The following is a 23103-nucleotide window of genomic DNA, read 5'->3' on the forward strand; positions in this document are numbered from 1 at the left end:
TCTCTGATCTCCGATCTCCGATCTCCGATCTCCGATCTCGATCTCTGATCTCCGATCTCCGATCTCTGATCTCCGATCTCCGATCTCTGATCTCCGATCTCAGGACTCTCACATGGCATCTCCCTGGCAGCGCTTCCTGCGCCCTGACTATTTGCTCGATCCAGCCCCGCCCCTGGGACGCGCCTGGCCGCTGTTCCTGCTGCTGGCCGGCCTGTTTTTAGGCGGTCTGCTCTGGGCGTGGCAGCAGCGGTCACGCGGGCGCGTCGCGCAGTGGGAGGGCGTGGTGTGCGCGGCCGGACTCCTGCTCACCCTGGCCCGCCTGTTCAACGTGCCGGCCCTCTCCGTCCGGCTGTGGCCGCTGTTGGCGCTGGGCCTGGCGCTCCTCATCGCGCTGGGCTACCGGTTGACGCGGCGCCCGTGGGGTGACCAGCCTGGCTGCGTCGTGCGGGTTCTGGCCCTGCAACCGATCGCCGCCGACCGCGCACGCGCACTGGCCTGGCTGGCCGGCCTGTTACCCATGACCTATCCCGCACTGATTGCCGCGGTGCGCCTGGCGTTGCCCAGCGGTCTCGAAGCCCAGGTGCAGGCCAACCTGTTGCCTGATCCCTGGATCCTGCCGTTCGATCTGCCGGCCGCCCTGCTGACCGGCCTTGCCTTCACCCTGCTCTGCCTGGGCAGCCTGATCCTGCTCCCGGCAAACAGCAGCCAGCGCCCAACGCTGGCACCGGACCGGGCACTGGCCCTGGTTATCCTCGTGACCATCTTGCTGTGGGCCGCGCGGCTGTATGTGGGTCAGCGCACCGCGGGCGTCAGCGCCAGTGATCCTTACGCCTACGCGCAGATGGCGGTGGATGTGGCGGGGACGGGCAGCCCGCTGCATCGTTTCACGTTGTTCCCGGCCTTGCGCGACGCGGGCGTGCCCTGGTATCCCATGGTCCATGTCGGCTACGCGCTGCCGTTGGACGCCGCGGGGACAGCCGCCACCGTATGGCCGCCGGGCTGGCCCCTGCTGCTTGCCGTGCCTTACCGCCTCTGGGGTGAGCCGGCCCTCTATCTGACCGCGCCGCTGCTTGGGCTGCTGGCGGTTGCTCTCAGCGCGTGGTTCGTTCACCTGGTCGCTGGCGCCGAGGGAGCTCGCCTGCCCTGGACAGCATTGGCCGGCGCATTGACGGCCTGGCTGTTGGCGACCAGCTTCGAACAGGTGGACCGTCTCCTGGTGCCGATGGCCGATGTCAGCGCACAGATCTTCAGCCTGCTGGCGCTGGCCTGCGGGCTGTGGGCGTGGCGCAATGGCGCGCGCCGGCCCATGCGTTGGGGCCTGGCCGGCGGCGTTTGTTTTGGCCTGGCCTACTTGATTCGTCACACCCAACTGTTCCTGGCCCTCCCCATCGCGCTCCTGGTCTGGCTGGCGCCGGCAACCAGCCTGCGCCAACGCCTCAGGCTGGCCGTTGGCTTTGCCCTGGGCGCGCTCCCGCTGGGGTTGGCCGATCTCTGGTACCACTGGCGCCTGTCCGGCGCCATTTGGCAGCCAGAATCGCCAGAATCGTTCCTGTTTAGCCTGGCCCACATCGGGCGTAGCGCGGCCGCGGTGCTGGCCGAAGCTCTACGCCACAACGAATGGGGGCTGTTGTGGCCGCTGACCCTGCTGGGCGCCTGGTACCTGGCCCGCCGCGCCCCCCGCGTCAGCGCGGTGCTCGGCCTGACCGTGCTGGCCCTGCTTGCCATCCACCTGCCCTACGGCGCCCTGCGTCTGCGCGACCTGCTCTCCCTGTTCCCGCTGCTGGCGTTATTCACCGCCTGGGGCGCGGTTGCCGTACTCGCGCAGGCCCGTGCCTGGGCCGTCCGCGCCGTCGCCGGGCAGATCGTCGCCGCGCTGGCGGTGGCTGTGCTGATCTTCGCCCTGGCTGCGCGCACCTACCCTGTGCTGACCAGCCCCTGGCGACCGCCGCACGCCAGTTTCGGCTTCGTCAGCGCGGCGCAGCGCGCTGCATTCGCGCAGGTGGCCGCCCTGACCGAGCCTGACGCCATCATCGGGGCCACCCTCAACAGTGGCGCGCTCGACCTGTTGAGCGATCGGCGCAGCGTGCGTCCGGCCGACTGGACATCTGCCCAATGGGCCACGGTGATCGAAACGCTGCACGCGCAGGGCCGCGCCGTCTACCTGCTGGATGATGGGGTTGACCTGGCGCCCGTGCTGGAGGCGACGGGCCGGCAGTTTGGCCTGACACCGGTCGCCCTGCTCGATGTGCCGGTCTATGGCGACCCGGACCGCGTGAGTCGCACGCTTTTTCGGGTCTCGGCGCCCCAGACACGACGAATTTGGAGAAAGTGATGACCGATCAAAACGAATCTCCCATTGGCCACGCGCCACATGGCCGCTGGCTCGATGCCCTGGCGTTGGCCGGCTTGGGGGTGTTCGTGCTGGCGCTCTTTGCACGGCTGGCCTTCACCAACCGCGTGCTGGCGACGGGCGATGTGTACACCTACTTCACGCCCTATCGTGATTTTGCCGCTGCGGCCCTGCGCGCGGGCAAGCTGCCGCTGTGGAATCCGTATCTCTTCCTGGGCGTGCCCTTTCTGGCGAACAGTCAGGCTGCGGTTTTTTACCCGTTGCACTGGCCGCTGGCCTGGCTGAGCACGCCGCGCGCCATCGTCTGGACGATCGTGCTGCACGCCTGGCTGGGGGGCGTCTTCACCTACGGCTGGCTGCGTCACGGGCTGCGCTTGCGGCCGCTGGCTGCCTGGCTGGGCGGCATCGCCTTTGCCGGCAGCGGTTTCATCGGCGGGCATGTGGGGCAGATCAACCAGTTGAATGCCTACGCCTGGTTCCCCGCCCTGCTCTGGGTATTGGCCGGGTTGCAGGCGCAGAAACCGGGTTTCTCGGCGGGCAAGGTGCAGAGACCGGGTTTCTTGGCGGGCATCATCATCGGCGGTATCTTCGCCGTGCAGCTTTTGGCGGGGCATACGCAAGCCTGGTACATCAGCGCCATCGGCGCCGGTCTCTACGCCCTGGCCGGCAGCTTGGGTGCCGCACATCCACCGCACGCGGCGTCCAGCGAGCGCGTGGCGGCCTGGCGACGGGCGCAAGGTTGGCTGCGACCGCTCTTCTCCCGCGCGGGCGCGTGGCCTCTGCTGATCCTGGCGCTCGGCCTGGTCATCGGCCTGGGGCTGGCGGCCATCCAGCTTGTGCCCACGCTCGAGTTGAGCGCGCTCTCGCCGCGCGCCAACGGCATGACCTACCGCGAGGTGGTCTCGTTTTCGCTCAAGCCGCAGTGGCTGCCCTGGGCGCTGCTCCCAGCCTACGGGCAAAACCTGGCCGCACGCTTCGGCACCGTAGCCTACGCCGAATATGTCGCGTATCTCGGCGTCAGCGGCCTGCTGCTGGCTATGTGGGGCGCCCGCGTTGGGAAACGCTGGCGCTGGCCGCTGCTGGCCCTGGCCCTGGGAGGTTTGGCGCTGGCCGTCGGCGCCTACAACCCCCTCTACTACCTGGCCTACCGCGTGATCCCCGGCTGGGCGCTGTTCCGTGCCCCGGCCCGCTGGCTGTTGCTCTACACCGCCGGCATGGCCGGCCTGATCGCCGTCGGGGTTGATGCCATCCAGGCGCGGGCCGGTCAGAGGCCGCGGCTGCGCTGGCTGATCTGGGCCGGCGGCGCCCTGCTTGTCGTCGAACTGCTCGTCGCCAGCAACCTGTTGCCGCACACGCACCCGACCGCGCCGGCCGCGGTGACCTCCCTGCGCAACGCGCCCGCGTACCTCCTCAGCGAACCGGGCCTGTGGCGCTTCCTCAGCATGTCCGGCATCACCTACGATCCCGGTGATCAAACCGACCTGGCGCACCTGTTCGCCGGACAGTTGGACCCGGCCGCGCTGTACGACCTGATCGTGGCCAGCAAGCAAAAGGAGATCGTGGCGCCCAATCTGCCGCTGCTCTGGCGCCTGTCCAGTGTGGATGGCTACGATGGCGGCGTGCTGCCGCTGACGCGTTACGTGGATCTGCAGCGCCTGTTCGTGCCGGACGATCAGTTGGCGCCGGACGGGCGCCTGCGCGAGCAGCTGCGGCGCGTGCCGCCGGCTCCCCTCCTCGATCTGCTCAACACGCGCTTCATCATCACCGACAAAGTCTTCGATGTGTGGGTAGACAACGTCTACTACGACCTGCAGTTCAGCGCGCCCCTGGCGGCCGGCGAGACGTGGCGCCAGACCTTGCCCGCTGACCAGCCGTTCGAGGCGACGGCCCTGGGCGTGATGTCGCACCTGGCGGGCGCCGCCAGCCTGGCGGATGGCACGCCGGTGGCCGCGGTGCGCGTGCAGGCGGCGGACGGGCGCTGGACCGCATTTGCCCTGCGCGCCGGCCAGGACACGGCCGAGGGCAGTTGGCGCGCCGGCGCGGTGGCGCATCAGCCGGCGCGCAGCGCTCATCCCTGGCGCGATCACGCCGACGGTCAGGATTACCTGACCGTGCTGACCCTGACCGCGCCCTCGCAGATCGTCACGGTCGAGGTAACCGGGACAGCGCCAGGCAGCGATTTCGTGCTGCAAGGCGTCAGCCTGATTGACGTGCGTACCGGGAGCAGCCAGGCGCTCATCACGCCGGCGCAGGGCGATTGGCGGCGCGTGCATTCCGGCGATGTCAAAATCTACGAGAAACGCGATGTGCTGCCGCGGGCCTATGTGGCGCCGGCCACGGGCGTGATCGAGGTTGCGGACGCGGCCGCGGCCCTGGAGGCGCTGCGCCGGCCGGACTTTGCGCCCGGCCAGCAGGTGGTCCTGGAAGCAGACCGCAGCCTGCCGGCGCCCGTCGCGATCAACCGCGACGCATCCTCCGGACAGGCGACCGCCGCGGCCGCGGGCCGCGCCGTGATCGAACGGTATGCGCCTGAACAGGTGGTGATCAGCGCCACGCTGACCGCGCCCGGCATCCTGGTTCTCAGCGACACCCACTATCCGGGCTGGCGCGCCACCGTGGACGGGGCGCCGGTTCGTATCGAGCAGGCTAACCTGCTGTTCCGCGGCCTGCGCCTGGCGCCTGGCGTGCATCGCGTGGTCTTCGATTTTGCACCCGCCTCGTTGATGCAGGGTCAGCGCATCACCTTCATCACCTTCATCACCTTGCTGGGCCTCGGCGTTTGGTTTCTTCTCAGGTCTCGAATCTCGAATCTTCCCTCTTGACAGACCGCCGCGGTCATGATATGCTCGGCTCGTTAACAGCTCTGTTCCCCCGCCTTCCGAGTCGCCTCTCGCCGCCGGAAGTCCCTGGCGCGAGTTCTCTCTCCCGCCCGCGACCTCCTTACAGCAGTCAGGAAAATGTCCCTGACCCCAGCCGTTTCGATTGCTGCACGAAAGGAGTCCGTTGTCATGTTACGCCGTTCTTCTACTCTCTCTTTTCTACTTTCTACTTTCTCTCCCCTCTCCTCCCGACATTCTGCTCGCGGCCGGCTCGCGCCGCGCCTGCCGTCGTTGGTTCATCTGCTGGTGGTGTGCAGTCTGCTCTTTTCCACGGCTGCTGCTGCTACCTCCCCCCCCCCAGATAAATTCCGCTGCTAAACTCATGTCCCCTGATCCCAACTTCGATCTCATTTCCGATCCCGATGCGACGCCCGCGCCTGCGCCGGTGCAGTTGACGCTGGCTGCGACGCCGCAGCAGGTCGAGCCGGCGGGCGTCGTCACCTACACCGTGGTCATCACCAACACCCTGGCCGACCGCGACCTGAGCGGACTGGTGGTGAGCGACACCCTGCCGCTGGAGCTGGCCTACTGGCCGGCCGGGGAGGGGGATTTCAGCTACCTGGAAACCGAGCGCCGGCTGGAATGGGTCATCGGCCAACTGGCTGCGGGCGCGACGCTGACCGCCATGTCCGGGGGCGTGACCGCCAGCTACGTGTACGACGGCGACGGCAACCGGGTCAAGGAGACCATCAGCCCGACTTTCGGCCACGAATTGCACGAATTGCCACGAGGGCAGAAGCTCGATTCGTGTAAATTAGTGAAATTCGTGGCAGAGAAAGCCGGGCGGATTTTTGCCACGAATTACACGAATTGACACGAAGGCAGAAGCTCAATTCGTGCAAATTAGTGAAATTCGTGGCGGAGAAGACGGTCAACGAGAACGGCGCACCCGATGCGGAGCTGCGCTACAAGCCGTGAGGGAGAATCGAGGGACGCCCTATCAGACGACGCCGACGCAACGGCGCTTCACCGGTTTGTGTTCCTCCTGATACTCGTCCACTCGCCGGTCATATTCCAACTCTAGTTCCTCGGGCAGCAACATCACCCAATCAATGAAACGATATTTGCTGCTATTGTACACCTTCTTTCCCTTTTCGCTACTTGTGCAGGACAGCCGGTCAGAACCGCAGCCGCGCCGTACAAAGGCGCGCCGCGGTGTCGTGCCGGGGCCGACCGCCCTCAGGCGGCAGGATAGCCGAGCAGGGTTAGTCAGTCGTCGGCGCCAGGGGTGATATTCGTCCACTGGAAGGGACTGTGGCCGGCGCGTTTGCCGCGCTGGAAGCTGCGCATGTTGTGCCAGAGCACGAGCAAATTGAGATAGGCCTGGGCCGTCTCCGGATTGCGAAAGGCTTGGCGCGCCTGTAAGAAAGTTCCTCTGTTCTCAGGGGCCGAGGTAGACGTACACCTGAAAGTCGGGTATAATGACACAGAAGCGGCAACTGTGAGCGGTCGCCGGACCTAATGTGAGCGATCGTCGGACCTAATGTGAGGTGTGCGATGCATGGCCTGAATCGTCTGATTGTCTTTCTGTTTTTTCTTACGCTATTTGTCTGCCTGCTGGGCGTTGCGGTGTTTCCCTTTGGCGCCTTGAGTCTGGCGCAGCAGATCGTCAGCAACCTGAATGAGACCCTGACCCAAGCCTATTACGATTTTGGGCCGCAGTTCAGGCTGGGGCAGGTGCTGGTCGTGGTGGCCGCGGCCCTGGTTCTCATTCCATTCATCTGGCTGCAAGTCCGGCGCACCCGGCCCGCGACCGTTCGAGTGCAGACCAATAGCGGCGCGGCCACGCTGACCGCCGATTCGGTCATGCGCCGGCTCGCCTGGCACCTTGACCAACTGGCCGATGTGGTTGGCGTCACTTCTGAGGTGAAAGCGCACGGTACGAGCGTGGACATCAAGCTGAGCGTTCGCACCACGCCGGACATCGAAGTGCCGATGAAGACCGAAGAGATTCTGGCCGTAACGCGTGAAGTGGTCGAGCAGCGCATGGGCCTGCGCCTGGGCAAGGTGGAAGTGCAGATTGACCATGCGCCTTACGCCGAGCGTGCCACCATCGAGAAGGGAAGCGCACGCTGAGCATCATGGTGACAGATCTGTTGACCGACGCCGAATCTCCCGCGCGCGCGCCAGAAGCCCTGAGCGTGTTGATCGAAAGCCTGCTATTTGTGGCGGCCGAGCCTCTCACCCTGGCGCGCCTGGCCGCGGTGTTGTTGGTCGAGCCGACGCAGGTCGAAGGGGCGCTGTCCGAGCTGGACGCAAGCCTGGTCGGACGCGGCCTTCGCTTGCAGCGCAAGAATGACCTGGTGCAGTTGACGACCCTGCCGAGCGCGGCCCCCGTCATCGAACGCCTGCTGGGACTCGACACCAACCCCAAGCTATCGCCGGCAGCCCTGGAGACGTTGGCCATGATCGCCTATCGCCAGCCGGTGACGCGGACACAACTGGAAGCGATTCGGGGGGTCAACTGTGACGGTGTGATTCGCACACTGCTGAGCCGCAGCCTGATCGAAGATCAAGGGCGCCTGGACGCGGTAGGACGCCCTATCCTGTACGGCACCACCTTCGAGTTTTTGCAGTATTTTAGCCTGAACTGCGTAGAAGACCTGCCGCCGTTGCCGGAGGCCATTATGGCCGAGCTGGCCGCGCGTGATGCACAGGCGGTGACGGTTGCGGATGAAACAACCACGGAGGCTCGAGCCGAGGTTGACACCCGGCGCCCAACCAACGAGCACGGCGCAGCAGACCATGCCATAGCAGATGACGGAGCAACAGAGCGAGGAGCATAAGATTATGGAAGATCTCTGGAAAGTACGTAAACGCAAACGCATGACGATTGGCGAATTGAGCGGTCGCACCGGTATCTCATCCAAAGTCCTGCGGCGCTACGAGATGGGCGAAATTCCGATCCCTCTGACAGACATCGAGAGGCTTGCCCGTTCGCTCTATGTGGAGCCGTGGGAGATCAAGATTCAGTCCGATCCGCCGCCCATGCCCCCGCCCGCCCCGTTTCCTTCGGCCGCTGAAGCCGGCGCGGCCTCACGCCCGGCGCCTCCTACTCCTCAGACTCCCGCCAGCCCGCCTGCAGGGCCAGGGCCTGCGCTGCCCTCAAGCCCGTCCGACGGAGATCAACGCCCGCCTGGCAACCGCCCCGCAGGCCCGCCCCGGCCCGAGGGGGGCGCGCCGCGCTACGCCGCGTCCGACCGGCGCCCGCCGCGCCGCGAACGCCCTGACCGCGGGGAGCGCCCCGATCAGGAACACCGCGCACCGCCCATACCCGGCCCGGTGCGGCCCAGCCAGGTCGCCCATCTGCTCAGCCTGGGCACGCGTCTCGGCGTGGAACAAAGCCAACTGGAAGCCGAGGTCGGCAAGCCGTTGAGTGAGATGAATCGCCGTGAGGCCTCTCTGCTCTTGGGCAGTTTGCAGAAACGTATCGTCGAGGAACATCCCAATCGCCCCAAAGGCAAACGGCAGCGCCCGTACTTGCCCGAATCGGTGGATGAGTTCGAATTCAAATATCTGACTGCGAAACAGACGCAAGGCGCGCTGCTGGATTTCAAGCTGTTCGATGGCAGCCAGGTCGTTGGCCAGGTGATTGGGTTCAGCCCGTATGCCATCACCGTACGTGAGCCATCCGGCGCCGAGACGACCATCCAAAAACTCGCCATTGCCTATTATCGCCAGCCCCCAACGCCGGTGACACTATGAGCCTGGGGGACTATGTGCGCTTCTTGCGCGCGCTCAAGGGCGGGCCGACGCCCTGGCAGATCGAAACGGACACAGGGATCGCACCCGGCATCTATCGCCAGATCGAGCAGCGCTATCGGTCCATCGGCGACGAACAACTGCTGGAGAAGATGGCGGCCTATTTCGGAGTGGCGGCGGAGGAGCTGCGCTGGCGCCAACACTGGCCGCGCAAGGGGCTGACCGCGGCGCTGGTAGATGCGCAGGAAAGCGGCCGGCCGCTGACCCTGGTCTTACGCAACAGTGAAACGCTGACCGGCGCCGTGCAATGGTGGGACTTGGGCGCTGTCGAGATTCGGCAAGCTGATGGCGCGTCGCTTGTCGTCCAACGCCATATGGTGGACCGCTGGGAGTAGATCGGTCCACCGAATGAATTCAATGAATTCAATGAATTCATTAAATTCATTCATGGGCGAATGGGCCGTGCCGCGGGCGCTGACCGGGAGAGTCGGGTTGCAGATACGGAGTCAGGTAATTCATGACAGCCTCCGGGATACGCGTGGGCTGCCCGGCATGCGTAATGCAAATGTGCCGAGAATAGCCGCCGGCCAGCACCAGGCTGTCACGGGCACGCACGATCTGGTAGTCAAACCGGATGCCACGGCTGCGCAGCGCGCCCAGGCGCGTGCGGATGATCAGCAAGTCCTCGTAGCGTGCAGGCGTCACGTAGCGTGCCATCACTTCGGCCACCGTCAGGTAAAAACCGGCCTGTTCGATCTGACTGTACGGATAGCCCACGCAGCGCAGCAGGCTGCTGCGCCCCTCCTCGAACCAGATGATGGTGTTGCTGTGATGGGCGATGCCCATCGCGTCGGTCTCCGCATAGCGTACCGAAACGACCGCACACGCTTCATTTCCTTCCAGCCATTCACGGCGTGTCAGCAAATCAGTCATGACTTCCTCCTGCTGGCAAGCATAGCATAGACGGTAGTATCGAGCAAAGGTCAAGGAGTCAACATGTCAACCAGAAAATGTCAGTCGCTTGTGCTTCTTCTTCTGATCATTTTTCTCAGCACGGCTGGCTCGCTGCACGCGGCCGCTTTTGGTCACACCTTCGTGGTTGATCTCAGCAGCCTGAACCCCACGCAGCGCGCTGACCTGTTGCATGCCCCCGGCGTCGCCTGGTGGGTGCAACTGGGCACACAGGCGTTGGTGGCGGGCGATATGCCGGCAGCGGCGCTGACCCCGCCGGCCGGCCCGGCGCCGATCCTGGTGGCCGACGATGCCGATGCCAGCAGTTTCGTCGCCGTGCGCCTGCCACCAGACGGCCTGCCGGTTCTGCTGCGCTCCGGTCACACGGCCATCGCGCAGCGCGCCAGCGTTGACGCCTGGCTGGCGCAGCATCCAGATGTTGTCCCGCACGTGCAGGAGATAGACGAGGTTGCGCACCACGGCCATCAGGACTTTCATCTTCACCCACTCAGCCCACTGCTGTTGAATCAGATCCTGGGCGGACCGCCGCCGTTTAGCGAGGCGGCCGCTCCCGATCATAGCCGTAGCGACCTGGTGGCGGCGGTCAGCGCCCCCCGTACCTTTGCCGACATCACCTGGCTGGCCACGATTCAAGCGCCGGCCACCACCACGCGGCGCACAGGCACCATCGGCCAGCAGTTGGCACGCGACTGGCTGAAGGCCCAATTCGAATCCCTGGGGTATGCCACCACCCTGCAGGCGTTCAGCAGCCCCTACGGCACCGCGCACAACGTCGTCGCGGAGATCAGCGGCCGCATCCGCCCCAATGATGTTTACATCATCGGCGGTCACTACGATTCCACGTCGCAGTCTGCCGCTACCAACGCGCCGGGCGCAGAGGACAACGCCAGCGGCACCGCCGGTGTCCTCGAGATGGCGCGCATCCTGGCCCGGTATCCGCCGCAGGCCACGGTGCGTTTCATCCCCTTCGCCGGTGAAGAGCAGGGTCTGTATGGCTCCGAGGCCTATGTCAACTCCTTGAGCGCCAGTGAGCGCAGCCGTATCAAGGGGGTCTTCATCATGGACATGATCGGCTACAAGAGCGCCGCGTACCCCCTCAACGTTCTGCTGGAAAGCCGCAGCAGCGTGCCCGGCGCGGTGGGCCTGGTGACGACCCTCAGCCAGAACGCGCAGACCTACACCACGCTCAACGTCACCACGTCGTACTATGCGTGGGGCAGCGATCATGTTCCCTTCCTGGATGTCAACCTGCCGGCGGTTCTGCTGATCGAACAGGAGTACGACAGTTACAGTTGCTATCACCGCACGTGCGATACACCCGACAAGGTAACGCCTGCGCAGGCCGCCGAAGTGCTCAAGATGCTGATTGCCGCGCTCGACGCGACTGCCGGCACCTGCCTGTTGGGCGACATCAACTGCGACGGGCAGGTGACAACCACCGACATCACGATGATTACCGAATTATGGGACACCGGCTACGACCGGCGCGTGGATCTCGATCATAATGGCCACATTGACATTGTGGATGTGATGTTGGCTGCGTGGCAATGGCAGGCATGAGCCGCTGAGGCCGCGGGGCAATGGCGGTCAGGCGCCCTGGCCCCGCAGGGTCGGCGCGGCGTCGGTCTGGAACAAGAAAAGTCGCCACCTTGTCGGTGACGACTTTTCTTGATGCCCCTGGTCCGACTCGAACGGACACGCCCAACCGGGCACAGGCCCTCAACCTGCCGTGTATGCCAATTCCACCACAGGGGCGTAAGACGCTGAGGACATTATACCAGAAAGGAGAAAGTTGTCAACCGTGCTAGTTTTGGTATACTGAGTGCCAGGGGTTCGCAAAAGAATTCGTTTCTGTATTTTGCCGAGAAAACGCTGAGAAACACGGAAGTTATATTTTTACGAACCCCAACCACCGACCGGCGCTGCACTCCGCCCATTTCCTCTGTCTGAGGATTCGACGGCGCCAGATATCCGATGGAAACGCAATTTTTTCCCATAAAGGAAACGAGCATGGTCCGCATTGTTTGTGACTCCAGTAATTCTTTGCCCGATGATTTGATTGCCCGCCTGAACATCGTCGAAGTTCCTGCCCTGTTGAACGTCCCCACTGCGCAGGGCATCAAGAGCTACCTCAACAAAGTTGAGCTATCAATCGAAGCCTTCTATCAGATTCTACTCACCTCCGACAAACTCCCAACCACCTCCCAACCTACCCCACAACAGTTTGCTGCAGCCATTCGCAACCTGCCGGTCGAGGATGACATTCTCTGCATCACCGTCTCGTCCGCGCTGAGTGGCACCTATGCCTCGGCTATGGCGGCCATTGAGCTGGCGCCTGCGCACCGGGTTACCGTCTGGGATGCGAAGGGCGCTTCGATGGACAGCGGCTGGCAAATTGTGGTAGCCGCCGAAATGGCTCAGCAGGGCGCCAGTCTGGCTGACATCATGGCTAAACTGCCGGTGGTCCGCGACAACACGCACACCTTCTTCACGACAGAAACGCTCAAGTATCTCGCCGCCAGCGGCCGGGTGCCGCGCCTGACGGCCGGCATTGGCAACTTGCTCGATGTCAAGCCCATTCTGCGCTTCATGCACGATGGCACCATTCAACCCATTGCACGGGTGCGGGGGCGCAAGCGTTCATTAGAAGATATTCTGACGCGGGCGCACGAAATTTTCGGAGACCGGCCGGTGCGTGTGGCGGTGGTCAACGCCCGTTGCGCACCCGAAGCCGAACGCTTCAACCTGGAGATGCGCCAGCGCCTGCACGTGGTGGAAGTGCAGGTGATCGAGATTGGGCCGGTGCTGGCCGCGTTGGCCGGGCCGGGGGCATTGGGCCTGGCGATCTACGCCTTGTAGGTTGACTTCTTGCATGGAGAGCAAGGACTCCCTCGCCACGCATGGCACGAATTTGCACGAAGGCAAAGGGGCCAATCTGTGAAATTCGTGGCAGAGACCGCCCTGTTTGATCCCGGCTGATCCGGGTTAGGAGAAAGTCGTGAAAATTGCGCTGGATGTCATGGGCGGCGATCACGCGCCGGCCGTGACTGTCGCTGGCGCGGTGCAAGCCGCGCGTGAGTTTGGAATCGAGATCATCCTGGTTGGCCCGGAGGATGTGATCCGGCGCGAGTTGGCTAAACACAAGACGGACGGCCTGGCGCTGCCGCTTGTGCATGCCAGCCAGGTGCTGGAGATGACCGATCATCCGGCGACGGCCGCCCGCAGCAAACGCGATTCGACCATGGCCGTGGGCGCCAACCTGGTGAAGCGCGGCGAGGCGGACGCCTTTGTCACCTGTGGCAACACCGGCGGCGCACTGGCGACGGGCCTGTTCGTCCTCGGTCGCATCAAGGGCATCAAGCGCCCGGCGTTGACGACGCTCTTTCCGAGCGGCGACGGCTTCTGCCTGCTGCTCGACATCGGTGCAAACACCGAGGTGAAGCCTGAATACTTGCATCAGTTCGCGGTCATGGGCAGCCTGTACGCCGAGCGGGTTTTTCACCTTGAGCGCCCGCGCGTCGCGATTGTGTCCAACGGCGAAGAAGAGGGCAAGGGCAGCGAACTGGTCAAAGAGACGGTGCCGCTGCTCAAGGCCGATAGCGGTTTGAACTTTGTGGGCAATGTCGAAGGCAAGGACATCGTGGCCGGCGTCGCCGACGTGGTCATCACCGATGGCTTCACCGGCAATGTCATCATCAAATTCGGCGAGGGCATCGTCAAGCTGCTGCTGACCGCGCTGCGCCGCGAATTACGGGCCAACTTGGCGCGCAATGCGGCGCTTGGACTCTTGCCCACCGTGGCGTTGGCCGCGCTCACCGCGCAGGGCGTCCCTGATTTTCTGCTGCGCCTGCTGCTCGGACTGGCGGCGGCGCTGGCCTTGCCCGCGGCCCTGCTGTTGCCGGGGCTGCGCAAGGTCGCGCGCCGGCTCGATTATACCGAGTATGGATCGGCGCCGCTGCTTGGGTTGGACGGCTTGCTGCTGGTCGGGCATGGTCGTTCGAACGCCAAGGCGGTGCGCGGCGCCCTGCGGACAGCCAAACAGGCGGTTGAAAACAACACCCTGGAAGCCATCCGCGCCGGTGTCCAGGCGCGAAGCCTGGGCGATGATTGATCCCAGGAAACAGGTTCTCGTTTTTGAGAGTGCTGAGTGAGTGCTGAGAAAGAGCTAAGAAAGAGCTGAGAAAGAGCTAAGAAAGAGCTAAGGATAGAAGGAAAACCGATGACTTCGATGTTGCGTCAACAAGTGAACCGCCTTCCCACACCCGTGCGCGCGGCGCTTCTGCGGTTACTGGCCGATGATCTGACCAGCGATCAGTTGCACGATCAACCCCCCATGGATGACAAGACCCTGCAGGACGCGCTCGTCTCCCTGGGTGAACAACCAGAAGTGCGCCCGCGCGTGGTCGTCACCGGCCTCGGCGCGCTGACACCGTTGGGCCATTCGGCGCCCGCCTCCTGGGAAGCCATGGTGGCCGGCCGCTCCGGTGTGGGCCGCGTGACCCAGTTCGATGCCAGCGCCTACCCGTGCCAGATTGCGGCCGAGATCAAGGACTTCGATCCCATCGCGGCCGGGGTGCCGGCGAAAGATGCCAGGCGCATGGCGCGCTGTTCGCAGATTACGCTGGCAGCCGGCGCCGAAGCCCTGCGCGACGCCAACATTCAGTGGGATGATGAGCAGGCGGCGCGCGTGGGTGTCTGCATGGGCACCGGTCTGGGTGGTTTCGACATCGCGGAGAATCTGATCCGTCAGCTAATCACCCACGGCCCCGGCCGCATGAAGCCACACATGGTGACCGCCGCCCTGCCCAATATGCCGGCCTTTCACCTGAGCCAGACCTTCAACTGCAAAGGCCCGCTCGCCACGGTGGTCACAGCCTGCGCGGCCGGCACGCAAGCCATCGGCGAAGCGATGGAGATGATTCGCCGCGGCGCGGCCGATGTGATGCTGGCGGGCGGCGTGGAGGCCCTGATCGGCCACATCTTCTTCAGCGGCTTCACGGCTATGCGCGCCATCTCACTGCGCAACGATGAACCGGAGCGCGCCAGCCGGCCGTTCGACATCCAGCGCGATGGCTTTGTCATCGGTGAAGGCGTGGGTATCATGGTGCTCGAGCGCCTGGAGCATGCCCTCGAACGAGGCGCACGCATCTACGCGGAGGTGCTGGGGCAATCGGCCAGCGCAGACGCCTATCACGTGGCGGCCCCACAGCCAGAAGGCGCCGGCGCGGCGCGTGCCATGGCCGCAGCCCTGGCCGATGCCGGTCTCAGCCCGCGTGACGTGGATTACATCAACGCGCATGGCACCTCCACCCCCATCGGCGACCCCACCGAGACGCGGGCGATCAAGCAGGTGTTTGGCGAGCACGCCTACGACCTGGCGATCAGCTCGACCAAATCTATGATCGGTCACACGTTTGGCGCCGCCGGGGCGATCGAGTTCATGGCGTGTGTCTACAGCGTGGTCAACAACCTCATTCACCCCACCATCAACCTGGAAAGACCTGACCCCCTGTGCGACCTGGACTATGTCCCCAACGTGGCCCGTCTACGCCCCGTGCGCGTGGCGATGTCGAACTCGTTCGGATTGGGCGGGCAAAATGCCTGCCTGGTTGTCGGCAAGTACGCCGCTTGACCCAGTTATCTGATTTCAAACCAATCGGCGCAGGCCGCCCTCGTCCTCGTGACTGCGATTGCAGCCGGGGACGCGGACGCCTGCGCCTTTACAACCAAACAAGGATCTGACGACCTGATGCAAATTTACCTGAATGCAAAGTACATCCAGCGCCGCGCGATCATTGGCAAATGGACTACCGGCCTTTCACTGGCAGTCCTGCTGGCCGGCAGTATCATCTCCTTCATGAGCAACGTCAACCTGCTGCCCTATGCGATGGGCTGTCTGCTGCTCGGTTTTGTGGGCGCCAACATCGGTTCTTTCTACATGCGGCGTTTCGTGCGCAAACCACGGCCGGATGAGGTCATTGCCACCAGTCTGAAGGGCCTGGACGATCGCTACGAATTCTTCGCCTGGCAATTGCCCGCATCCAACGTGCTGCTGAGTCCGGTCGGCCTCTTTGTCTTTATCACGCGCGACCAGGAGGGCAAGATCACGATCACAAAGAACAGTTGGCGCCAACCGTTCAATTTGCTGCGGTTTTTCACCGCCTTCTCGCAAGAGGCCCTGGGTAATCCGGCGCGTGAGGCGCAGGAAGATGTCGCGCGTCTCAAGCAGTGGATCGTACAGAACGGGCCGGAGTTCGAGGTTGAGCCACAACCGGTGGTGGTCTTCGTGGCCAACAAAGTTGTTTTGACCGTCAACGATGCGACCATGCCGGTTGTGCATGCGAGAGACCTGAAGGAGTTCATACGCAAGCAATCGCAGGCCAAGAACGGCCGCCTCAGCGACACGGTGCGCAAGCAGTTGAGCCGGTTGTTTACTACAACATGATAGTGGAGTGAGCTTCTTACGGTTGAATCGTGGCGGCAAAATCACCCGTGCCGAGCACGACATACACGATGACTGAGCTGCCAGGCAGCACCCCGGCCAGGGCTGCCAGGGCCGTCACCTCCGCCTGCTGGGTGCGAGGATTGACGGTGGTGGTTTGGTCCGTGACGTAGAAAGCGTAGCCATCCGTGGTGGTTTGCGCGGCCAGGTTGAGCCTGGCCAACGCAGGGAAGGTGCGCTTGACCAGGTCCAGCGCCGCGGCGGCGTCGCCCGGATAGCCCGCGCTACTCTGCAGGCTGAAGGCGCCAAGCGATGCCGCTTCGATGTCCGCGGTCAAATCACCCGACACCTGACCGGAGCCATAAGCCACCACGCCAACGCCGCCGCTCAGGCGACCGGCATAGGCAGCCATCGCCAGGTGTACGGCGGCCTGCATACTCTGACTGCCGGCGGTTGACAGCGTCGGCGCCACGGTCAACGGCCCGCTGACCCCACGGGCCTGGGTCACCTGTACACTGATGCCGAGCATCTCCTGGGCGTAGGTCTGGATGACGACGGCGGCATCGCTGGCCGGTACTGCGGTCAGGTTGGGCGCCGGCGCCCCGGTGGCACGCGAACCGGGGCGGCCGGCAGCACCGGCTTGACCTGCGCCCGCCCCCCGCGGCGTGGCCAGGTCGTTGCCCGGCCCCGTCCGGCCGCCGCCAGGTAATGTCCGCTCGCCGGCCGGCGGTTCACCCGGCGCGCGGGAACTTCCTGCCGCGGGCGCGCCGGCTGAACCGCAAGCCGTCAGCATCACCACCAACAACGCACACAACTCCATCGTCCGCATCGTTCTTGCCATCCTTGCCTCCGTCTGTGCCCTGATCTTGATCCCCGTCTGGTATCCTCTCAATTTGCAGCCGGGCGATCCCTTGCGGTCGCCCGGCGGGCAGGCGCAAGGCCGTGCCCCTACTTTGCGCTCTTCAGAATCCCAGGCCACGCTCCTTCATACTGACAAAGCGCTGATGCCCGATCACCACATGATCGAGCACGTCAATATCGAGCAGTTTACCCGCTTCCACAATGCTGCGCGTGACGCGCACATCCTCCGGCGACGGCGCCGGGTCACCGCTGGGGTGATTATGCGCAACGATCATGGCCGCGGCATTGGCCTTGATGGCATGGCGAAACATCTCGCCCACACGTATAGCCGCGCTGTTGAGCGAGCCTTGATAGATGATGGGGATGCCAATGACCGTGTTGCGCGTATCCAGGAGGATCGTGCGCAGTTGCTCCTGCTCCAGCAGGCCCATCTCTGCCATCAGCAGTTCGGCGGCCTCGGCCGGCGAACGCACCTGCGGCCGGTCGAGGGGCGATGAGACGAGCAAGCGTTTGCCCAGTTCCAGCGCCGCCTTGATCTGCGTCACCTTGGCCGGGCCTAGTGCTTTTTCCTGGCACAGTTCATCGAAGCTGGCGCGTGCCAGGCCAGGCAGACCGCCATATTTGCTGAGCAGGCGCTGCGCGACGTGCAGAACACTTTCGCCTTCGGTGCCCACGCGCAGCAGGATGGCGATCAGTTCGGAGGAGGCAAGCGCCCCGGCGCCGTAGTACTGCAGGCGCTCGCGGGGGCGTTCATTGGTCGGCATGTTGCGGATCAAGAGCGTGTACTCGACTCCGGCAGATTCGGACATGGGCAGGTTTTTCCTTTCGCAGTGGGAGAGATGTCATGTCATGCGTGAATGTTACAACGAAACTGACTCCCTTGCATTCGCGCCTGCAACCATTACCGCTCTCACAGCGTTACAATAAGAAGCAGTTTGCGGCCGGGCTTTGCTCTATCGCTTGGAATCGGGTATAATCGGCCGGTTACATGAAATTACTACAGGAGACTCTTGCATGTCGTCTGATCTGTTGAATACAATCGGGACTGCCCTGCAGACCGTGGTGGCCGTGTTTGGCGCCTTGTTGGTGGCCTTCTGGATCGCCCTCGTCATCTGGACATTTCGTGATATGCGCGCCCGCACCCGTGATATTCTAGCCACGCTGCTGGCATCGCTCCTGGTTCTGCTCTTTGGGCCGGTCGGCCTGGGGCTGTACCTGCTTCTGCGGCCACGTGATACCCTGGCTGAGCGGTACGAGCGCATGCTCGAAGAAGAAGCCCTGCTGCGCGACATGGAAGAGCAGCCTGTCTGCAGCAGCTGCCAACACAAGATACAGCCGGACTGGATGCTGTGCCCGCATTGCACCGCCCAACTGCGTCGCCCCTGCGCCTCTTGTGGCCGGCTGCTCGACATGAGCTGGCAGATTTGTCCGTACTGCGCACAGGTGCCCACCGTGGCCCCCATGCAAACCCTGCCTGCATCCCCGGCGGCAGACGACGGACGCTGGGCCAAGCCGACGGCCATTCCCGCCCAGGCGCCGCGTTAAGAAAAAGAGGTAAATAGATAACCATGAGCAAAAGCAAAGTAGCCATTCTCACCACCACGCCCGCCACGGTTCTGGACGATTATCATCGCCTGATGAACCTGGCCGGCTACCAGGATGTGATCGCAAAGGACGCCGACACCGCGCTCAAGGTCAACATCTCCTGGCATGTCTTCTACCCCGGCAGTTCCACAACCCCCTGGCAGTTGGAAGGCGTCATCCGTGCCATGAAACAGGACGGCTACGATCCCAACCTGATTCATGCCTGCCACAATCGCACGGTCGTCATTGATGCGCACCTGGGCGAGCGTGAGAACAAGCAGCTCAACGTCGTGGAAGCCCACGGCCTGCGCAACGTGCATCTGTACGAAGGCGAAGAATGGATCAACGTCCGCGACGCGGTCGGCGACCTTGCCAACAAGTTCCTGGTGCTCAACCAGGTCTACCCGCAGGGCTTCAACATTCCCAAACGCTTCATCGGCGAAAACATCATCCATCTACCCACGGTCAAGACCCACGTCTTCACCACGACGACCGGCGCCATGAAGAACGCGTTCGGCGGTCTGCTCAACGAGCGTCGGCACTGGACGCATCCGGTCATTCATGAAACGCTGGTGGACCTGCTGATGATTCAGCAGAAGATTCACCGCGGTATCTTTGCCGTCATGGACGGCACCTTTGTCGGCGACGGCCCCGGCCCGCGCTGCATGATCCCGTACACCAAGAACGTCATCCTGGCGAGCAGCGACCAGGTGGCGATTGACGCCATTGCCGCCAAGCTGATGGGCATTGACCCGCTCTCCATCAAGTTCATCCGCCTGGCGCATGAACTGGGTTTGGGCTGCGGCGATCCGCGCGAGATCGAGATCGTGGGCGATCTGGCCGCCGCGCAGCAGAACTGGCATTTCGACGGGCCGTTCAAGAACATGACTTTCGCCTCACGCATGCAGCACAAGATCTACTGGGGCCCGCTCAAGCGCCCCATAGAATGGTCACTGAAGACGTTCCTGGCGCCCTGGGCGTACATGGCCTCGGTCATCTACCACGACTCCATCTGGTATCCCCTCCTCGGTAAGAAGAAGATGGCTGTTTTTTGCCAGAGTTCTTGCCACGAATTTCACGAATTGACACGAAAGACAGAGAGCAATTCGTGAAAATTAGTGAAATTCGTGGCAGAGAAAGCTAATGTCTTGTCTGGGTTCCTGTGCAGGTCTGGTTGAAGTGACCTGCCACGTACTGCACATCCCAGATGTCAATCAGGCCGTCGCTGTTCATGTCGTGGCGAGCGACGTAGCCGGGCTGACCGCTGGCCGTGCCCCAACTGCCGGCCACTAACATCACATCCAGCAGATCAATCAGACCGTTGTCGTCAATGTCAGCCAGGCAGGGGACGGGCGGCGCGGCCAGGGCCACGTTGGACATGGCGCTCAGGTTGTCCTGCGCGTCGAAGCTGAAAATGGCCGCGTAGACCGGAGTGGTGGCGCCGGTGGCGATGGTCCACATCTGGCGCTGCCCAGGCGTGGCCGTCAGCGTGGGGCCGACTGCGTTGGCGGCCCACCAGTTCATCACCGCGGGCGACAGTGAGTTCGGCTCGACGAGCGGCCGGTCACTCCAAACGATGTGATAGCGCACCGCGTCGGTGGGCGCAGTCCACAGCAGGCGCACCGTGCCGGTCAGACTCTGGGCCACCAGGTCGCCGATGGCCGGCGGCGGCGTGCTATCCGGTCGCACGGTGTGCTTGACAAACAGGTAGTAGCGGCTCTCGAACTGCCCGCTCCAGGCGTTGAATTCGCCGTAGGGCGGCTCCCCGCCGTTGATGCCGCCGGTGACGTACTGGTTCAGATGCGTCAGGATGGGCTGCCGGCCGCTGTGCCAGTAATACCAGGCCACCGGGTCCACCAGGGTCAGGCTGGTGCCGTTGGAAAAGCCCACCCCGCCGCCGCGGGCATCGAAATAGTAGGGGAAGTTGCCGAAGTTGTAGTTCCACGCCACCAACCCGCTGAGATAGCTGAACCCCTCCGCGTAGGCCTGCCAGTCCCCGCGGGCGCGCATCTCTTCCAGGTAGTCAACCACCATGCGCATCAGATAGCCGGTCTGAAAACCGCCGCCAGATTCGCCCGTTTCCGGCCGTTGATCGCCGTAGAAGCGGTCCTGATCCGGGCGCAGGGTGGTCAGCAGGTGGGTGCGCAGGCGGTCGAGCTGGGTGACATCGCCGGCGACGCGGGCAGCCTGCACCACTTGGTTGAGCGAATGGCCGCGCGCACGGCTGTTATTGTCTGGGAAGGGGTCCAACTGCGCCAGGCGCACGCGGCGGAACTCGGCCACGAAGCGATACCAGTCGCGTATCCAGGGATTGCCGGTGAGCCAGTAGGCGTCGGCCACATGGTAGGTCCAGCCGTGCTGATCGTCGCGTGCCCTGTAAACCGGATAATCGCCGACGGTGTCGGGTAAGGGGGGCGCGGCCAGGGGCGACACAGAGCCTTCATAGATGCGCCAGCGTCCGCCGCAGTAGGGATTTTCTGAAAGCTGCAACTGCGGCCAATCTGCGTCGTGCGTGTAACCGGTGAGCCATTCGGGCCGCAGATTCAGCTCGCTCTGTCCGTGCTCCGCAGCCTCGAAGAAATCGGCGGGATTGCCGGTGGCGATCAGATGGGTGGCGGCGTAGGGCCAGCCGCCGGCCGTGCAGGCCACCGAACGGTAGCCCGGCTCCGGATCCCAGAAGTTGATCCAGCCTGCGCCATAGTAGGCGCTCTGGGGATCGTACCAGTCTTCTGGATCATAGCCAGGCGTGTTGTAGAAGGGCAGGCGGCGGTCGTCGGCCGGTGGAATGGCGACGGCCGGCGGGATGACGCCGCCCAGGTCGGCCGTGGCGTGGGTTTGGCGATACCAGTCGGTGGGAACGACGGTCACCGGCGGAAACTGCCAGGTGCGCGCCAATCCCAGCAGCGTGGCGTTGGCGGCGCCGGGGCCATGAAACCAAAACTGCGTTTCCTTGAGGTAGTGCTGCATGTCGTCCAGCCAGTAGAGGCCGCTGGAGCTGAAGCCGCTCTGGGCATTCTGCGTGTACAGGAACGACAGCCAATGCGCGCTCCAGGCCGGCCACAATTCCAGGCTGAGACGATTTTGCCCATCTACAGCCAGGCCATTGGGCCAGGTCTGCCAGAAGTTGCGGATGGCCGCGGTCACACCGACCTGGCTATCGCTGATGTCCAGGAAGCCCTCTGGCCCCGTGCCAGCCGGCAGGGTGGCGGAATAGACCTGCGTCGGGCCGGGCTGGCTGTAGATGGCGAAGCGATCGTGCATCTCCTGGGCCAGGTACGCGCCGCTGCCGCGGCTGCGGGTGTGAACGCTGCCGTTGCCCAGGCCAAAGCGCAGGGTGGGGTTGCCCTGCAGGGCCAGGCGCAGATCGAGCCGCTGCGACTCGAAGTAGAGCGGCCAGGAGCGCACCACGGTCTTGTCCGAATTCTGCAGTTGATAATCCACTTTGAGCATCGCCTGGCCCGCGTAGGCGTAGATGCGCGCGGCAAAACCGTGCAGATGATTGGTGGTGGAGACGAAGCGCGCCGGCGCCTCCACGCGCACCACGACCACCAGCGGCCCGCTCTGCTCGATCGTCACGGCCAGGTCATTGCGGCCGGCGTCGTACTGCACTGCGCCGGCGCCCGCGCGCGGGGTGAAGACGCCGCCGTTCTGCCCGTGCGGCGCCACGATCTGCTCACCCGCCTCGTAGATGCGATTGCCATTGGCGTCGAACCAGACCGCATCGAACAGATTGAAGGCGGCGGTGTTCAGGCGCAGCCGCAGCGGCCCGGTGGTGATCGTCAACGCCGCGCCGGCCTGGATCAGGCTGACCGGCTCGGCCGGCGCGAGCGGCCCGCCGTCGCCAAAATGGTAGACGACAGCGCCATTGGCGGGAACAGTAGCCTGAAAATGAACCTGTACATGGCGCAGGCTGTGGTCGCCGGGCCAGTGTTCCAGCACCTCCACCTGGGATGGGACGCCGGCCATGCCCAGTTGCAGCGGGTTGGTATACGCGCCCTGCGGCAGCGGGATCACCGCGCTGACCGGGTAGTTGGCGATGGCAACGCCGACGTTTTCTTTGACAGTGAGGGGAACATCGAGCAGGGTGGGTGAAGGGGGCGCGGCGGCAGCCGGCCGCGCCATCCACGCGCAGAGCAGGGCGGTCAGCAGGAGCCATGCGGTCGCCAGCAGGCGGCGGCGCCTGGAATGCGGCCGCACCGCGCGCGGCGCGGCGAGATCAGGCGCGGGGAGCGGAATCCAGAAGCGGTGAAGACGCAACACCATGACAACCTCCCCAGGGAGAAACGGCTCAAGACACATTCGGCAGCCTGAAT

General features: G+C 64.1%; 18 protein-coding genes. 14 read left to right on the forward strand and 4 right to left on the reverse strand.

Annotated elements, in window-relative coordinates; translation table 11 throughout:
• Nucleotides 1-112 precede the first annotated feature (112 nt).
• From IPF85_RS09440 to IPF85_RS09470, 7 genes are all read left to right on the forward strand, one after another.
• Nucleotides 113-2332 carry a hypothetical protein gene (locus IPF85_RS09440; protein WP_343407831.1) on the forward strand — a complete coding sequence of 740 codons (2220 nt, stop codon included), beginning with the start codon at nt 113-115 and terminating at the stop codon, nt 2330-2332.
• The gene (locus tag IPF85_RS09445) at nt 2332-5172 is read left to right on the forward strand and encodes a YfhO family protein (RefSeq protein ID WP_343407832.1); all 2841 of its coding nucleotides are present in this window, start codon (nt 2332-2334) and stop codon (nt 5170-5172) included. Before IPF85_RS09440 ends, IPF85_RS09445 begins: the two co-directional genes overlap by 1 nt.
• Before the next feature lie 379 nt (nt 5173-5551).
• Complete coding sequence (locus IPF85_RS09450) at nt 5552-6043, forward strand: hypothetical protein (protein ID WP_343407833.1); 492 nt, start codon at nt 5552-5554, stop codon at nt 6041-6043.
• A 683-nt stretch (nt 6044-6726) separates the two neighbouring features.
• Nucleotides 6727-7305, forward strand: a complete 579-nt coding sequence (locus IPF85_RS09455) for a hypothetical protein (protein WP_343407834.1) — start codon at nt 6727-6729, stop codon at nt 7303-7305.
• Nucleotides 7306-7310: 5 nt separating this feature from the next.
• Nucleotides 7311-8015 carry an SMC-Scp complex subunit ScpB gene (scpB, locus tag IPF85_RS09460; RefSeq protein ID WP_343407835.1) on the forward strand — a complete coding sequence of 235 codons (705 nt, stop codon included), beginning with the start codon at nt 7311-7313 and terminating at the stop codon, nt 8013-8015.
• Nucleotides 8016-8019: 4 nt separating this feature from the next.
• Nucleotides 8020-8934, forward strand: coding sequence for a helix-turn-helix transcriptional regulator (locus tag IPF85_RS09465; RefSeq protein WP_343407836.1), 915 nt, complete (start codon nt 8020-8022; stop codon nt 8932-8934).
• Nucleotides 8931-9326 carry a hypothetical protein gene (locus IPF85_RS09470; RefSeq protein ID WP_343407837.1) on the forward strand — a complete coding sequence of 132 codons (396 nt, stop codon included), beginning with the start codon at nt 8931-8933 and terminating at the stop codon, nt 9324-9326. Before IPF85_RS09465 ends, IPF85_RS09470 begins: the two co-directional genes overlap by 4 nt.
• A 46-nt stretch (nt 9327-9372) precedes the next feature.
• Here the strand turns inward: IPF85_RS09470 and IPF85_RS09475 are convergent, their stop codons facing one another.
• Complete coding sequence (locus tag IPF85_RS09475; protein ID WP_343407838.1) at nt 9373-9864, reverse strand: thioesterase family protein; 492 nt, start codon at nt 9862-9864, stop codon at nt 9373-9375.
• Nucleotides 9865-9927: 63 nt separating this feature from the next.
• On the opposite strand from IPF85_RS09475, the gene IPF85_RS09480 reads away from it, so the two are divergent.
• From IPF85_RS09480 to IPF85_RS09500, 5 genes are all read left to right on the forward strand, one after another.
• Nucleotides 9928-11463 (forward strand): M28 family peptidase, encoded by a 1536-nt coding sequence (locus tag IPF85_RS09480; protein WP_343407839.1) that lies wholly within the window; start codon nt 9928-9930, stop codon nt 11461-11463.
• A 450-nt stretch (nt 11464-11913) separates the two neighbouring features.
• On the forward strand, nt 11914-12762 hold the full coding sequence (locus IPF85_RS09485; RefSeq protein ID WP_343407840.1) for a DegV family protein: 849 nt from the start codon (nt 11914-11916) through the stop codon (nt 12760-12762).
• Between the two features lie 139 nt (nt 12763-12901).
• Entirely contained in the window at nt 12902-14014 is a 1113-nt protein-coding gene (plsX, locus tag IPF85_RS09490; protein WP_343407841.1) for a phosphate acyltransferase PlsX, read from the forward strand.
• Between the two features lie 108 nt (nt 14015-14122).
• On the forward strand, nt 14123-15535 hold the full coding sequence (fabF, locus tag IPF85_RS09495) for a beta-ketoacyl-ACP synthase II (RefSeq protein WP_343407842.1): 1413 nt from the start codon (nt 14123-14125) through the stop codon (nt 15533-15535).
• A gap of 117 nt (nt 15536-15652) precedes the next feature.
• Nucleotides 15653-16348 carry a hypothetical protein gene (locus tag IPF85_RS09500; protein WP_343407843.1) on the forward strand — a complete coding sequence of 232 codons (696 nt, stop codon included), beginning with the start codon at nt 15653-15655 and terminating at the stop codon, nt 16346-16348.
• A gap of 16 nt (nt 16349-16364) precedes the next feature.
• Here the strand turns inward: IPF85_RS09500 and IPF85_RS09505 are convergent, their stop codons facing one another.
• Complete coding sequence (locus tag IPF85_RS09505) at nt 16365-17186, reverse strand: hypothetical protein (RefSeq protein WP_343407844.1); 822 nt, start codon at nt 17184-17186, stop codon at nt 16365-16367.
• 121 nt (nt 17187-17307) lie between these two features.
• Nucleotides 17308-18015, reverse strand: a complete 708-nt coding sequence (gene radC / locus IPF85_RS09510) for a DNA repair protein RadC (RefSeq protein ID WP_343407845.1) — start codon at nt 18013-18015, stop codon at nt 17308-17310.
• Between the two features lie 205 nt (nt 18016-18220).
• Between radC and IPF85_RS09515 the strand changes: the two genes are divergently transcribed.
• Nucleotides 18221-18751 (forward strand): zinc ribbon domain-containing protein, encoded by a 531-nt coding sequence (locus IPF85_RS09515; protein WP_343407846.1) that lies wholly within the window; start codon nt 18221-18223, stop codon nt 18749-18751.
• A gap of 23 nt (nt 18752-18774) precedes the next feature.
• The gene (locus tag IPF85_RS09520) at nt 18775-19902 is read left to right on the forward strand and encodes a DUF362 domain-containing protein (protein WP_343407847.1); all 1128 of its coding nucleotides are present in this window, start codon (nt 18775-18777) and stop codon (nt 19900-19902) included.
• A 28-nt stretch (nt 19903-19930) separates the two neighbouring features.
• On the opposite strand, the gene IPF85_RS09525 is transcribed toward IPF85_RS09520, so the two are convergent.
• Nucleotides 19931-23053, reverse strand: coding sequence for a hypothetical protein (locus IPF85_RS09525; protein WP_343407848.1), 3123 nt, complete (start codon nt 23051-23053; stop codon nt 19931-19933).
• Nucleotides 23054-23103: the final 50 nt, after the last annotated feature.

The sequence above is a fragment of the Candidatus Amarolinea dominans genome (assembly GCF_016704685.1).
Classification (GTDB): domain Bacteria; phylum Chloroflexota; class Anaerolineae; order SSC4; family Amarolineaceae; genus Amarolinea; species Amarolinea dominans.

Coding starts and splice junctions, on each gene's coding strand:
- IPF85_RS09515 (WP_343407846.1), top strand. CDS start 18,221: ATGTCGTCTGATCTGTTGAATACAATCGGGACTGCCCTGCAGACCGTG.
- IPF85_RS09505 (WP_343407844.1), bottom strand. CDS start 17,186: ATGGCAAGAACGATGCGGACGATGGAGTTGTGTGCGTTGTTGGTGGTG.
- IPF85_RS09455 (WP_343407834.1), top strand. CDS start 6,727: ATGCATGGCCTGAATCGTCTGATTGTCTTTCTGTTTTTTCTTACGCTA.
- IPF85_RS09480 (WP_343407839.1), top strand. CDS start 9,928: ATGTCAACCAGAAAATGTCAGTCGCTTGTGCTTCTTCTTCTGATCATT.
- IPF85_RS09485 (WP_343407840.1), top strand. CDS start 11,914: ATGGTCCGCATTGTTTGTGACTCCAGTAATTCTTTGCCCGATGATTTG.
- IPF85_RS09470 (WP_343407837.1), top strand. CDS start 8,931: ATGAGCCTGGGGGACTATGTGCGCTTCTTGCGCGCGCTCAAGGGCGGG.
- IPF85_RS09445 (WP_343407832.1), top strand. CDS start 2,332: ATGACCGATCAAAACGAATCTCCCATTGGCCACGCGCCACATGGCCGC.
- IPF85_RS09520 (WP_343407847.1), top strand. CDS start 18,775: ATGAGCAAAAGCAAAGTAGCCATTCTCACCACCACGCCCGCCACGGTT.
- IPF85_RS09500 (WP_343407843.1), top strand. CDS start 15,653: ATGCAAATTTACCTGAATGCAAAGTACATCCAGCGCCGCGCGATCATT.
- IPF85_RS09440 (WP_343407831.1), top strand. CDS start 113: ATGGCATCTCCCTGGCAGCGCTTCCTGCGCCCTGACTATTTGCTCGAT.
- IPF85_RS09450 (WP_343407833.1), top strand. CDS start 5,552: ATGTCCCCTGATCCCAACTTCGATCTCATTTCCGATCCCGATGCGACG.
- IPF85_RS09475 (WP_343407838.1), bottom strand. CDS start 9,864: ATGACTGATTTGCTGACACGCCGTGAATGGCTGGAAGGAAATGAAGCG.
- IPF85_RS09465 (WP_343407836.1), top strand. CDS start 8,020: ATGGAAGATCTCTGGAAAGTACGTAAACGCAAACGCATGACGATTGGC.
- radC (WP_343407845.1), bottom strand. CDS start 18,015: ATGTCCGAATCTGCCGGAGTCGAGTACACGCTCTTGATCCGCAACATG.
- IPF85_RS09525 (WP_343407848.1), bottom strand. CDS start 23,053: ATGGTGTTGCGTCTTCACCGCTTCTGGATTCCGCTCCCCGCGCCTGAT.
- scpB (WP_343407835.1), top strand. CDS start 7,311: ATGGTGACAGATCTGTTGACCGACGCCGAATCTCCCGCGCGCGCGCCA.
- fabF (WP_343407842.1), top strand. CDS start 14,123: ATGACTTCGATGTTGCGTCAACAAGTGAACCGCCTTCCCACACCCGTG.